The following is a 12363-nucleotide window of genomic DNA, read 5'->3' on the forward strand; positions in this document are numbered from 1 at the left end:
CGGTCGGCTCGTCGTGCTGACGGGTGCGGCGTTCACGAACGGCTCGGACGCCGTATCGCACCGGACCGCGCTCGTAATTGCGGCCCTGGTCGCCGTCGTCGTGCTGGGCGCGGCCGTCGCCGCGTGCTGGACGCCGCTCGGACGGGGTGCGGTGGCGTTGCTCGCCGCGACGGGAATCGTGCTGCTGACCAGCCCCTCCTTCTTCGCGCACTACGTCGCTTTCACGGGCCCGTGGATGGCGCTCGTGCTCGGGATCGGTGTCGGGGTGGTGCTGGAGCGGGTCCGGAGGCGGCTGCTCGCCGCGGGCCTCGGCGTGCTGCTGGCCGCAGCGGCGGCCGCGCCGACGCTGGAACGCGACCTCGTGCCTCCGGCCGCGACCCCCTCGCTCGCCCCGATCGCCGCCGCCGCGGCGCAGGTGGGCGGCTGCATCCGCTCCGACGACCCCGGCTTGCTCGCCGCGATCGGCACGCTCTCGCGCGACCTCGGCCGCGGCTGCGAGGTGTGGCCGGACGTGACGGGCTGGACGTTCGAGCGGCCCGGCTTCCCGGTCGTCTCCGACGACCGGCCGGACAGCGAGATCTGGCAGCGGTTCGTGTCCCGCTATCTGCTGAGCGGCGACGCGGTGATCGTCGATCGTGGCGGGACCGGGCTGTCGGCGGCGACGAAGCGGCGGATCGACGCGCTGCCGGTGCTCGCGCGGTCCGGCGATCTCGTGCTGCACGCGGTACCGCGCTGAGCCGCGGGCGCTCAGGACCCGCCGTTGTGTAGGACGGACCTTCCTCCACAGCGGAGGATCAGGCGGTCGTGATCACCGCGTCGGCGCGCTCGCGCGTCGGCTCGATCAGCGCGGCGTTCGGGAGGTCCACCGCATCCACCCACGCCGCTGCCTCCGAGGGGCTCTTGCCGAACGCGATGTGCCGGGCGACCAGGCGCTCGCGCAGGAGTTCGACGGGTGCGGTGCTGAACCACACCTCGTCGAACAGGTCGGCGGCCGCCCGCCACGGCTGGGCGTCGACCAGCAGGTAGTTCCCCTCCGACACGACCAGGTCGACCTCCGGGCCGACCGCGATGCTGCCGGCGATCGGCTGCTCGAGCACGCGCTCGAATCCGGGCGCGTACACGGGCTCGTCGCGGCGGTCCCGGAGGCGCTGCAGCAGCGCCCGGTAGCCCCACCCGTCGAACGTGTCGATCGCGCCCTTCCGGTCGCGGCGGCCCAGCCGATCGAGCGCGGCGTCCGCGAGGTGGAAGCCGTCCATCGGCACGTGCGCGGCGCGGAACCGGCCGTCCTCCTGCACCGCCGAGACCAGCCGCTCGGCGAGCGTCGTCTTGCCCGCTCCCGGTGCGCCGGCGATGCCGAGCAGCACGCGGCGCCGTCCTGGGGCACTCGGAGGGTCGCCCGGGTCGAGCAGTCCGAGCAGCCGCGCGAGCGCATCGTCGAAGTCCATCGCCTGCACGATGCCCCTGGAGGGGGAGGAGCGCGGCGCGTTCGGGGGTGCGGCGGGGGCGATGTGCCTAGTTTGGGGGGCATGACGCTCAGCGAGGTCCCGACCCGCACGTTCTCCGTTCCGCAGGAGCGCAAGGTCGTCACGGCGCTGCCCGGGCCGAAGTCGCTCGCGCTGCAGGAACGCCGCGTGAAGTCGGTGTCGCGGGGCGCGGGCACGCTCGCGAACATCTACATGGACCACGGGGCCGGCGCGATCCTGGTCGACGTCGACGGTAACCGGCTGATCGACCTCGGCTGCGGCATCGGCGTCACCACGATCGGGCACGCCCATCCCGCGGTCGCCGCCGCAGTCGCCGAGCAGGTCGCGAAGCTCACCCACACGCTCTTCACCGTCACCCCCTACGAGAACTACGTGCGGGTCGCGGAGAAGCTCGCCGAGATCACGCCCGGCGACTTCGAGAAGCACTCGGTCCTCGTCAATTCGGGCGCGGAGGCGGTCGAGAACGCCGCGAAGATCGCCCGCCGCTTCACCGGCCGGCGCGCGCTCGTCGTGCTCGACCACGCCTTCCACGGCCGCACGAACATGACGATGGCGATGACCTACCGCCCCTGGCCGGAGCGGGAGGGGATGGGCCCGTTCCCCGGCGAGATCTACTCGGTGCCGATCAGCTACCCGTTCCGCGACGGCCTCACCGGCGAGGAGGCGGCCGAGCGCACGATCGACTACATCGAGACGCACGTCGGCGCCCGCGAGGTCGCCGCGTTCTTCGCGGAGCCGATCCAGGGCGACGGCGGCGTCGTCATCCCCGCGCCGGGGTACTTCGCGCGGATCGCGGAGTACTGCCGCGACAACGGGATCGTCTTCGTGGCGGACGAGATCCAGTCGGGCATCGCCCGCACCGGCGCCTGGTACGCGATCGAGCATCACGGCGTCGTGCCGGACCTGATCACCTCCGCCAAGGGCATCGCCGGCGGCATGCCGCTCGCCGCGGTGACCGGGCGCGCGGACATCATGGACGCCGTGCAGCCCGGCGGCATCGGCGGCACGTTCGGCGGCAACCCGGTCTCGACCGCGGCGGCGCTCGCGGTGTTGGACCTGATCGAGCGCGAGGACCTGATCGGGGAGGCGCAGCGCGTCGAGCGCGCGATCGTCGACCGGTTCGGCGGCTGGACCGCCAGGTACGACACGGTCGGCGAGGTGCGCGGCAAGGGCGCCATGTTTGGCGTCGAGCTGGTGCTGCCGGGCACGCGCAAGCCGAACCCGGCCCTGCTGAAGCACGTGCTGCACTACGCGACCGACCACGGCGTCATCCCGCTCGACGCCGGCAGCTGGGACAGCGTGCTGCGCCTCCTGCCCTCCGTCGTGATCTCGGAGGCGCTGCTCGACGACGCGGCCGGGGTGCTGGAGTCGGCGCTGGAGTCCTTCGCCGGCGTCGGCGAGCCAGGCATCACCCCCGCCTCCTGAGCGTTCACGGATCAGGGGATCTGGACGCGCGCACGCGCCGTCCAGATCCCCTGATCCGTGAACGCGACTGCCGGTCAGCCGAGGAGGTCGCGGATGTCGGCGGCGCTGATCGCCCCGCCGCCGTCACCGCCGCCCATCACGTCGGACACGAGCGCGCGCTTCTTGTCCTGCAGCGCCATCACCTTCTCCTCGATGGTGTCCTTCGCGATCAGCCGGTAGACCATGACCGGTCGCGTCTGGCCGATGCGGTGCGCGCGGTCGACCGCCTGCGCCTCCGTCGCCGGGTTCCACCACGGGTCCGTGAGGATGCAGTAGTCGGCCATCGCGAGGTTCAGCCCCGTCCCACCCGCCTTGAGGCTGATCAGGAACACCGGCTGCGTGCCCTCGGCGAACGAGCGCACCACCTCCGCCCGGCGCCGCGTCGTGCCGTCGAGCCGCACGAACGCGATGCGGGAGGCGATCAGCCGGGCCTCGATGCGGTCGAGGAACCGCGTGAACTGGCTGAACACCAGCGTCCGGTGCCCTTCGCTCGCGGCCTCCTCGAGCAGCGGGATCAGGGCGTCGAGCTTGGAGGAGGAGCCGGCGGGCGCGTCCTCGCCGCCGGCGACGAGGGACGGATCGATCGCCAGCTGCCGCAGCCGGGTCAGCGCGCTCAGCACCTCGATGCGGTTCCGGTCGAGGTCGTCGACCAGCCCGAGCACCCGCTGCCGCTCCCGCTGCAGCTGCCTCGCGTAGAGCTTGCGGTGCGCCGGCGCGAGCTCCACGTCGATCCGCTGCTCCTGCTTGCTCGGCAGGTCGGTCGCGACCTGGTCCTTCGTGCGCCGGAGGAGGAACGGTGCCGCCCGGCGGCGCAGCCGGTCGAGCAGCTCGGGCTGCCCGCCCTGCTCGATCGGCGTGCGGTAGTGCTCGGTGAACTGCTTCGGCGACCCGAGCAGACCGGGCGCGGTGATCGAGAACATCGCCCACAGCTCGCCGAGGTTGTTCTCCATCGGCGTGCCGGTGACGGCGAACTTCACCTGGGCGGGTAGCTGCTTCGCGCAGGCGAAGGCCTTGGACTGGTGGTTCTTCGCGTTCTGCGCCTCATCGAGCAGCAGCCCGCTCGGCGCCAGCGCTGCGTAGTCGTCGTACTCGAGCCGGAACAGGGCGTAGGAGGTGACGACGACGTCGGCGCCGCGGGCGAACTCGGCGAGCGGCACGCCGCGCCGCGCGACCGTCTGCGTGACCTCGGCGATGCGCAGCGCCGGCGTGAAGCGCGCGGCCTCGGCCGCCCAGTTCGACACGACCGAGGTCGGCGCGACGACCACGAACGGCCCGGCCTCCGGATCCTCCTGGCGCGCATCGAGGATCATCGCGAGGCTCTGCAGCGTCTTGCCCAGCCCCATGTCGTCCGCGAGCACGCCGCCGAGGCCCGCGCGCCGCAGCCGGGCGAGCCACGAGTAGCCCTCGAGCTGGTACGGCCGCAGCTCGGCCAGCAGGCCGTCGGGCAGCGGCGGCGCGGCGGTCGGCGCGGTCGCGGCGACCCGGAGCGCCTCGATCCACGCCCGCTCCTGCTCGTCGACGACGCCGAGCGCGAGCAGCTCCTCCCACCACGAGAACTGCAGCCGGCTGACCCGGAGGCCCGGCGCCCGGGGGTCGGTGAGCGCCCTGGCCTCCTCGAGCAGGTCGCGCAGGCGGACCAGCTCGGGCTGATCGAGCCGCACGAAGCCGCCGTCGTCGAGGAACAGGGTGTCCTCGTCGTGCGCGAGCGCCGTGATCAGCTCCGCCGTCGCCACCGTCCGCCCGCTCACGGTGACCGCCACGTCGAGGTCGAACCAGTCCGTGCCGGGCGCCAGGCCGACGCGGATCTCGGGTTCGCCGAGGTCCCGGAAGTCCGGGGTCGCCGATCGCATCCGCACGTCGACCGACTCCAGCGCCTCGAGCCGGGGCAGGAGGTCGGCCACCAGCGTCGTGACCTCGCGGCCGGTCACCGTGGACCGGTCGCGCGGCCGGCCGTCGTCCAGCAGCGCGGGCACCGCCGCCAGCACCTCCGCCGTCGACCGCGCGATCCGCTCCTCCGCCTCCGTGTTGCGCGGCCCCTCGTCGTCGACCCGCGCGGCCAGCGGCAGGCGGAGACCGGAGGCGTCGGAGCCGTACCGCCAGCCCAGCCGGACTGTGGCGGTCGGCGCTCGCAGATCGTCGGCGATGTCGACCTCGACCTCGAGAACGGGCGGTGCAGGAGGCGTCGGCGCGAACGACCGGTCGAGGGAGCGCCACCCCACCCGCGTCCCGATCCTCGGCAGCAGGGTCCGCTCGAAGCGCTCCCGATCCTCCGCAGGCACCCGGACGTCGCCCGCCGCCCGCACCGCTCCCCACTCCTGCGGCGCCGCGTGCCGCAGGCCGACGAGCGTCAGGATGCCGTCGGGGTCCCGCCCCGCGACGCCGACGGCCGGTGCGCCGATCGGCTTGATGTCGGTGAGGGGTGGGCCGTCCGGCAGGTCGAACCGCGCGGTGAGCCGGACGCCCCCCTTCTCCTCCACGAGGTCGACGACCGGGTCGGCCGGCAGCTCCCGGATGAGCACCGGCGCGTGGCCGCGGGCCGGCTCCACGAGGGGGATGCCCGCGTCCTGCACGGCGCGGAGCAGCACCCACGATGTCGGATCGACGTGGTCGATGCCGTGCCAGCCGGCGCTCGCGGAGAAGTCGTTGCGCAGCAGGAAGCCGGCGAGCGGCTGCATCGCGCGGCCGTGCGCCGGCGCGAAACCGGCCGTGACCCCGTACTGGAAGTCGCGCCAGCCCACCCCGGTCTGCACCCACGTGCCGCGCTTCCCGACGCGCATCGGCCGGATCCGCAGCACGGCGTGGTCGGGCGGGACCGTCGCGGGCTGCCACCGGACCGCGCGAGCGGGGCTCGTCTCGAACGCGAGGGCGAGCGGGATCGCCTCCGTGTGGGCGGTGCTCGGGAAGATGCGTCCGAGCGTCCGCTCCCACTCCGCGGCGGGCGGGAGCTGCCGCACACCCGTCGTCCCGCCCCAGGTGGCGGTGAGGTAGAGCGCCACCGTGTGCTTGCAGTCGACACCGACGAAGCAGTCGCACTCGCCCCCTGCGAAGACGGTGACGCCGGCGCGATCGTGATCCAGGTAGGCCGTGGTGGCGTACTCGGCGCCGGCGGACCCGGTGCACACCCCCTCCACCGTGCCGCCGGCGAGATCGAGCGCGGTGACCCGTGCGCGCTGCTGCACGGCGTAGGCCAGCCCGGCGCTCGCCGCGCGCGTGCCCGCCACGATGACGATCGACTGGTCGAGCTGCACCGCTCAAGCCTACGAACGCCTCCGACAGCCTGGCGGAACGAGCCTGATCCGCGCACGACGGCATACCCCATGGGGGTACCATGGGCGCATGCACGGGCAGGTCGGATACGTCGCGAACAAGGACGACCTCCTGAAGCGACTCCGGCGCGCGGAGGGCCAGGTGCGCGGCATCCAGCGCATGGTCGAGGACGACACCTACTGCATCGATGTGCTGACGCAGGTCTCCGCGGCCACGAAGGCGCTCGAGACCGTGGCGCTCGCGCTGCTCGACGACCATCTCGCCCACTGCGTCGCCGAGGCGAGCGCGGAGGGCGGCCCGGTCGCGGAGGAGAAGCTGCGCGAGGCGTCCGCCGCGATCGCGCGGCTCGTGCGATGACGATGAAGACCGATGGAGGGAACACCATGCACGCTTTGGACAAGCAGGATCTGGGACTGACGGCCAAGAGTGCACCGAGCAGCGCGTCGGCGACGAGCGGCTGCGGGTGCGGTGGTGGCGGCGCGTGCGCGTGCGGCGGCCACGGAGCGCACCACGCGCACGGCGACCAGCACGCGCACGGCGACCACCACGCGGCGGCCGGCACGAGCCAGCGCTTCGAGGTCGCCGGCATGACGTGCGAGCACTGCGTCGCGAGCATCACGGAGGAGCTCTCCGCACTCGACGGCGTCGAGGCCGTGTCCGTGGACTTGAAGCCCGGTGCCGCGTCGACGGTCGTCGTCGACGCCTCCCGCGCGCTCAGCGGCGCCGAGATCCGGGCCGCCGTCGAGGATGCGGGCTACACGCTGGCCCACTGATGCCGGCCACCACCGAGGTCCGCCTCGACATCACGGGGATGACTTGCGCCGCCTGCGCGACGCGGGTCGAGCGGCGGCTGGGGAAGGTGCCGGGCGCGACCGCGACCGTCAACTTCGCGACCGAGACCGCCGTCGTCCGCGGTGCGGTGCGCCTGCCGGACCTCGTCGCGGCCGTCGAGTCCGCCGGCTACGGCGCGCGTCCCGCCGGCTCCGGGCCCGAGGTGCGCGACGGCCGGCGCCTCCGCCCGCGCCTGGTCGTCGCGATCGTGCTCGCGGCCCCGGTGGTCCTGCTGTCGATGCTCGCACCGGGGCTGCAGTGGCTCACGGCCGCGCTCGCGCTGCCGGTCGTCACGTGGTGCGCGTGGCCGTTCCACCGGTCCGCGCTGCGGAACCTGCGGCACGGCACGACGACGATGGACACGCTCGTGAGCCTCGGCGTGCTCGCGGCCACGGTGTGGTCCGCGGTCGCGCTCGTCCGCGGTGCGGGCGGGACCTACCTCGAGGTCGGCGTCGTCGTCACCGTGTTCGTGCTCGCGGGCCGCGTCGCGGAGGCGGCCGCCCGACGCCGGGCGGGCGCCGCGCTCCGGGCGCTGATCGCCCTCGGTGCGAAGGACGCGCTGCGCATTGTCGGCGAGGTGGAGGAGCGGGTGCCGGTCGCGTCCCTCGCGGTCGGCGACCGCATCGTGGTCCGTCCGGGCGACACCGTGCCGAGCGACGGCCAGGTGCTCGACGGCAGATCCGCGCTCGACGCCTCCCTCCTCACCGGCGAGTCGGTACCCGTGGAGGTGGGCCCCGGCGACCGGGTCACCGGCGGCACGCTCGCGGTCGGCGGCGGGCGCCTGGTGGTCCGGCTCGACCGCGTCGGCGCGGACACCGAGCTCGCCCGCATCGGCCGGCTCGTCGCCCGGGCGCAGGACGGCAAGGCCGCCGTGCAGCGGCTCGCGGATCGCGTCTCGGCCGTGTTCGTGCCGGTGGTGCTCGTTCTCGCGGTCGTCGCGCTCGTCGGGTGGCTGCTCGCCGGCGACGTCGACCGCGGCATCGCCGCGGCCGTGACGACGCTGATCATCGCCTGCCCGTGCGCGCTCGGACTCGCGACCCCGACCGCGCTGCTCGTCGGTTCCGGCCGCGGCGCGCAGCTCGGCGTGCTGATCCGCGGCCCCGAGGTGCTCGAGCGCACGCGCCGCATCGACACCGTGGTGCTCGACAAGACGGGCACGCTGACCACCGGCCGGATGGCCGTGCAGCGCGTCGTGGCCCTCGGCGGCGCGGAGGCGCGCGAGGTGCAGCGCCTCGCCGCGGCGGCGGAGCACGACTCCGAGCACCCGGTCGGCCGGGCGCTCGCGGGCGGCGCCCGCATCGCCTCCGGGTTCACGGCGGTCGCCGGTGGCGGCGTGCGCGCGGAAGTCGACGGCGCGCACGTGCAGGTCGGCCGCATCGGCTGGCTCGCGGATGACGGCGTCGACGTGGCGGCGGCGCAGGCGGCGGTCCGGACCGCGGAGTCGCGCGGCGGGACCGCGGTCGTCGTCGCGCGCGACGGTCTAGCGATCGGCGTGCTCGAGGTCGCGGACTCCCTCCGCGCCGGGTCCCGGGCGGCGGTCGAGCGCCTCCGCGCCCTCGGCCTCGAACCGGTGCTGCTGACCGGCGACAACGCGGGGGCCGCGACCGTGATCGCCGCGGCCACCGGCATCGAGCGGGTGTTCGCCGGCGAGACCCCGGAGGGGAAGCTCGCGCGCATCCGTGCGCTGCAGGCCGCGGGGCACGTCGTCGCGATGGTCGGCGACGGGGTCAACGACGCGGCGGCGCTCGCGGCGGCCGATCTCGGGATCGCGATGGGCGGCGGCACCGACGTCGCCGGGGCGGCCGCCGACCTGGTGCTGATCCGCGACGATCCCGCGCTGGTGGCGACCGCGGTGCGGCTGTCCCGGGCGACGCTCAGGATCATCCGCGGGAACCTGTTCTGGGCGTTCGCGTACAACGCGGCCGCCCTGCCGGTCGCGATGCTGGGCCTGCTGAACCCGATCATCGCCGGAGGGGCCATGGCCGCGTCGTCCGTACTCGTCGTCGGCAACAGCCTCCGGCTGGCGCGCTTCCGGGCGTGAGCGGCGTGCACCGGTGGGGCTGATCGCGTCCCTGGCGCTGCTGCGGGTCCACGTGCTCGTGGTCGAGCTGCCCGGCCGGCCGCTCCTCCGCCTCCACGCCGAAGCCGCGGTGCGGGCGCGCGGCTGGGTGCTCAGCACCGATCCGGAGGACACCGATCTGGTGCTCGTCTGCGGCACGCCGCGGCCGGAGGTGGTGGAGGCGGTCGACGGGATCTGGGCGCGAGTGCCGGGGCCGCGGGTGCGACGGACCGTCCGCGCGGCCGACGAGCTTCCGGCGGCGCTCGACGGCGCGGCGCGGGTGCTGGCCGACGCGGTGCTGCAGCGTCGTGCCGCTGCGGAGGCGCCCGCCGCGCGGCCCGCGCCTCCAGCCTCCCGGCTCGGGCCGCTGCGGCCGGACTGGCCGGCCGGCCTCGTCGTCGAGGTCGCGACCGATCGGCACGGCCTGGTGACGGCGGCGGGGGTCCGCCGCATCGCCGCCGAGCCGGAGGAGGACGCGGACGTCTTCCTCCTCACCGTCGCGGACGCCGCGCGCCTGCTGCGCCTCGCGGGCTGGGCGGCCCTCGCCCTCCGGCTCGACCGCGTGGTCGACCTGACGCTCGCGGGCCGGTCGCGCGACCGCCTCCGCCCGCGCCTGCGCGGGGTCGCCCGCTCGGTCCGGCGCTCCGTGACGCTGCGGTGGGTGCTGGCGCGGGAGGTTCCGACGATCGACGTCCGGGGCAGGGTGCTCGCGCTGCTCGAGGCGGCGATCGCCGGGGAGGCGCTGCCGCCGCCGAGGCGCGTGCTGCTCGGGCAGCCCGCGGTGTCCCTCCCGTACCTGATCGCGGCCACGGAACCGGTGACGCGTGGTTGATGCGGTGGCGGTGGCGGTGCTGCTGGTGCTGGCAGCCGGCGTCGTCGCGCTGCGGGCCGTGCTCGACGGTGCCCGGGTCGGCGTGCCCGCGTCGATCGCGGTGCTGGCACCGGTGACCGAGGCCGCGCGCCTGCTGCGGACCCGGGCACGCGTCCTCCCGGTGGTCGGCGGCGCGGGGCTGCTGGCCGCGACGGTGCTGCGCGTCGTCGCGCTCGACCTCCCGAACGCCGTCCTCGGGTTCGTGGCGGCCGACCTGCTGTGGTGGATCGCGGGCGCGCTGCTCCTCGGCCGGACCGGCCTCCTGCGGTACACCGGTCGAGCCGTCGCGGTCGAGGTGCCGCTGCTGCTGGCGCTCGCGGTGCCGAGCGTCGCGGCGTCCTCGGATCCGTCGCCCGGCGTGGAGGCGCCGGTCGCCGCGCTCCTGACGGCCGCCGGCGGTGTGCTCCTGCCATGGGCCGTCGCTCCGCGCGACGTCGGCTCGGGGGCGGGCAGGCTGCTCGTCGGAGCCGGCCTCGCCGCCCAGCCGGTGTCGGCCGCCGCGGTCGCGGCAGCGCTGTTCCTCCCCGCGGGTCCGGCCTGGCTCAGCGGAGGAACCGTGGCGCTGACCCTGCTGCTGGTCCTCGTCGCCCGCCGCTTCCCGACGCTGCGCCCACCGCTGGTCGCCCGGCTGTCGCTGCGGGTGCTCCTGCCGCTCGCCGCGGTGCAGCTGGTGATCGTGGTGGCGCTCGCCCTCCTCGCGCGGCTTCCGTTTTGAAGGAGTTTCTGCCGCGCAGCCGCAGAACCTCCTTCAAAGCGGAACCCGTACCGTTCGGGCATGTCGACCTCTGAGTACCTCGCCGGCCTGTTCTCGCTGGAGGGGCGGACCGCGGTCGTCACCGGCGGCAGCTCCGGGATCGGTCGCGCGATCGCCGCGGCGCTCGCGGGCGCCGGGGCTTGGACCGTGCTCGTCGCACGGGATCCGGCGCGGCTGGCGGCGACCGCGGAGGCGCTGAGCGGCGAGGTCGCCGTGGTTCCGGCCGACCTCGGCACGCGTGACGCGGTCCGGGCGGCAGCGGAGGCGATCGTCGCGGCGGCTGGCGAGCCCGACATCGTGGTCAGCGCCGCCGGCGTGAACCTCCGGCCGCCGATGGCCGACATCGACGAAGCGGTTTGGGACGCGACGATGCGCCTCAACCTCGACGCGCCCTTCCTGCTCGGGCAGCGCTTCGGGCCCGGGATGGCGGCGCGCGGCTACGGCCGCCTGATCGCGATCAGCTCGCAGCAGGCGCACCGCGCGTTGTTCGACAGCGGCGCCTACGGCGTCTCGAAGGCGGCGCTGGAGGGGCTCGCGCGCTCGCAGGCGGAGGCGTGGTCCGCCTCCGGCGTCACCAGCAACGTGCTCGTTCCCGGGTTCGTGCTGACCCCGCTGAACGCGCGGCTGCAGGAGGACCCGGAGCGCGTCGCGGCCCTCGCCGCCCGGACGATGGTCGGCCGCAACGGCGTCCCGGACGACTTCGCGACGGCCGCCCTGTTCCTGGCGAGCCCCGCCTCCGCCTACGTCACCGGCCAGAGCATCGCGGTGGACGGCGGCTTCTCGGTCCACTGACCTTTCGTCGTTCAGGAAAAACGGTCGCCGCGTGACCATTTTTCCTGAACGACGAAGTAAGGATCGGCGGCCGTCGGACAACATGCAGAGTGTGGGACCGACCGAAGAGGTGAGCGACACCGCTGTCGCGCACGCCTTCGCGGAGTTCTACCGTCGCCACTACGGCGCCGTGCTCGCGTACGCCGTGCGCCGCATCGACGACCGGGAGACGGCGCGGGAGATCGCGGTCGACGTCTTCCGCATCGCGTGGGCCACGTACGGCGACGGCTCGGAGCCGACGCGCGCGTGGCTCCTCCGGGTCGCCAGGAACCGGGTCGGCGATGCGTACCGGCGCCGGGACCGCGATCGGCGGCTCCAGTCGGCGCTGGAGGGGGAGGCGCTGCTCGGCGGTCGCGCCGCGCCCGACGAGCGGGTCGCGGTGGTGCTCGAGGGGCTGACCGACGCAGCCAGGGAGGTCCTGATGCTCACGTACTGGGATGGGTTGTCCGCCGTGGAGGCAGGCAGAGTGCTCGGATGCAGCACCGCGGCGGTATGGGTCCGCCTGCATCGGGCGCGCGCCGCGTTCGCCACCGCCTGGGCGGAGGGATCATGATCGCGCCCATCGATCGACTGCGTTCCGCGGACCCGGCTGCCGGTCTGGGCTCGCAGCCGGACGAGCGCGCGGCGGCGGACCTGCGCCTCCTGCTCGCCGAGCCGCACCGGACCGCCGAGCCGGTTCGGAGGCCGGAGCGCCGTCGCCTCGCGCCGATCCTCGTCACGGGCGTGGTCGCGGTCGTCGTGATCGCGGTGACCCTCGCCGTCTTCGGAGCCGTGCGTCCCCGGACGAACGTCGCGGCGCCCA

General features: G+C 74.8%; 12 protein-coding genes. 10 read left to right on the plus strand and 2 right to left on the minus strand.

The window, feature by feature from the left end; genetic code table 11:
• On the plus strand, positions 1–736 hold a 736-nt coding region (locus tag ACFE67_RS10620; RefSeq protein ID WP_375406847.1), incomplete at its 5' end, for a hypothetical protein.
• A gap of 58 nt (positions 737–794) precedes the next feature.
• Here ACFE67_RS10620 and ACFE67_RS10625 read toward each other — a convergent pair.
• A complete protein-coding gene (locus ACFE67_RS10625) occupies positions 795–1445 on the minus strand; it encodes a nucleoside/nucleotide kinase family protein (RefSeq protein WP_375406848.1) in 651 nt (216 codons plus the stop codon).
• Positions 1446–1526: 81 nt separating this feature from the next.
• Here ACFE67_RS10625 and gabT point away from each other — a divergent pair, with 81 nt between their 5' ends.
• Positions 1527–2909 carry a 4-aminobutyrate--2-oxoglutarate transaminase gene (gene gabT, locus ACFE67_RS10630; protein WP_375406849.1) on the plus strand — a complete coding sequence of 461 codons (1383 nt, stop codon included), beginning with the start codon at positions 1527–1529 and terminating at the stop codon, positions 2907–2909.
• Positions 2910–2983: 74 nt separating this feature from the next.
• Here gabT and ACFE67_RS10635 read toward each other — a convergent pair whose 3' ends face one another.
• The gene (locus ACFE67_RS10635) at positions 2984–6196 is read right to left on the minus strand and encodes an SNF2-related protein (RefSeq protein ID WP_375406850.1); all 3213 of its coding nucleotides are present in this window, start codon (positions 6194–6196) and stop codon (positions 2984–2986) included.
• 88 nt (positions 6197–6284) lie between these two features.
• Between ACFE67_RS10635 and ACFE67_RS10640 the strand changes: the two genes are divergently transcribed.
• The 8 genes from ACFE67_RS10640 to ACFE67_RS10675 all read left to right on the plus strand — a co-directional run.
• Positions 6285–6572, plus strand: coding sequence for a metal-sensitive transcriptional regulator (locus ACFE67_RS10640; RefSeq protein ID WP_375406851.1), 288 nt, complete (start codon positions 6285–6287; stop codon positions 6570–6572).
• On the plus strand, positions 6569–6988 hold the full coding sequence (locus tag ACFE67_RS10645; RefSeq protein WP_375406852.1) for a heavy-metal-associated domain-containing protein: 420 nt from the start codon (positions 6569–6571) through the stop codon (positions 6986–6988). The genes ACFE67_RS10640 and ACFE67_RS10645 overlap by 4 nt, the downstream gene beginning before the upstream one ends.
• Positions 6988–9087 (plus strand): heavy metal translocating P-type ATPase, encoded by a 2100-nt coding sequence (locus ACFE67_RS10650; protein ID WP_375406853.1) that lies wholly within the window; start codon positions 6988–6990, stop codon positions 9085–9087. Before ACFE67_RS10645 ends, ACFE67_RS10650 begins: the two co-directional genes overlap by 1 nt.
• A 13-nt stretch (positions 9088–9100) precedes the next feature.
• On the plus strand, positions 9101–9937 hold the full coding sequence (locus tag ACFE67_RS10655) for a hypothetical protein (protein ID WP_375406854.1): 837 nt from the start codon (positions 9101–9103) through the stop codon (positions 9935–9937).
• Positions 9930–10691, plus strand: a complete 762-nt coding sequence (locus ACFE67_RS10660; RefSeq protein ID WP_375406855.1) for a hypothetical protein — start codon at positions 9930–9932, stop codon at positions 10689–10691. The genes ACFE67_RS10655 and ACFE67_RS10660 overlap by 8 nt, the downstream gene beginning before the upstream one ends.
• Before the next feature lie 60 nt (positions 10692–10751).
• Complete coding sequence (locus tag ACFE67_RS10665) at positions 10752–11522, plus strand: SDR family NAD(P)-dependent oxidoreductase (protein ID WP_375406856.1); 771 nt, start codon at positions 10752–10754, stop codon at positions 11520–11522.
• Between the two features lie 109 nt (positions 11523–11631).
• Positions 11632–12114 (plus strand): RNA polymerase sigma factor, encoded by a 483-nt coding sequence (locus ACFE67_RS10670; RefSeq protein ID WP_375406857.1) that lies wholly within the window; start codon positions 11632–11634, stop codon positions 12112–12114.
• On the plus strand, positions 12111–12363 hold a 253-nt coding region (locus tag ACFE67_RS10675), incomplete at its 3' end, for a hypothetical protein (RefSeq protein WP_375406858.1). The genes ACFE67_RS10670 and ACFE67_RS10675, both read left to right, overlap by 4 nt.

The sequence above is a fragment of the uncultured Amnibacterium sp. genome (genome assembly GCF_964244015.1).
Classification (GTDB): domain Bacteria; phylum Actinomycetota; class Actinomycetes; order Actinomycetales; family Microbacteriaceae; genus Amnibacterium.

What these genes read in the sequence shown, in the direction of transcription:
- ACFE67_RS10645 (WP_375406852.1), top strand. Translation starts at nt 6,569, where the DNA reads ATGACGATGAAGACCGATGGAGGGAACACCATGCACGCTTTGGACAAG.
- gabT (WP_375406849.1), top strand. Translation starts at nt 1,527, where the DNA reads ATGACGCTCAGCGAGGTCCCGACCCGCACGTTCTCCGTTCCGCAGGAG.
- ACFE67_RS10650 (WP_375406853.1), top strand. Translation starts at nt 6,988, where the DNA reads ATGCCGGCCACCACCGAGGTCCGCCTCGACATCACGGGGATGACTTGC.
- ACFE67_RS10640 (WP_375406851.1), top strand. Translation starts at nt 6,285, where the DNA reads ATGCACGGGCAGGTCGGATACGTCGCGAACAAGGACGACCTCCTGAAG.
- ACFE67_RS10625 (WP_375406848.1), bottom strand. Translation starts at nt 1,445, where the DNA reads ATGGACTTCGACGATGCGCTCGCGCGGCTGCTCGGACTGCTCGACCCG.
- ACFE67_RS10665 (WP_375406856.1), top strand. Translation starts at nt 10,752, where the DNA reads ATGTCGACCTCTGAGTACCTCGCCGGCCTGTTCTCGCTGGAGGGGCGG.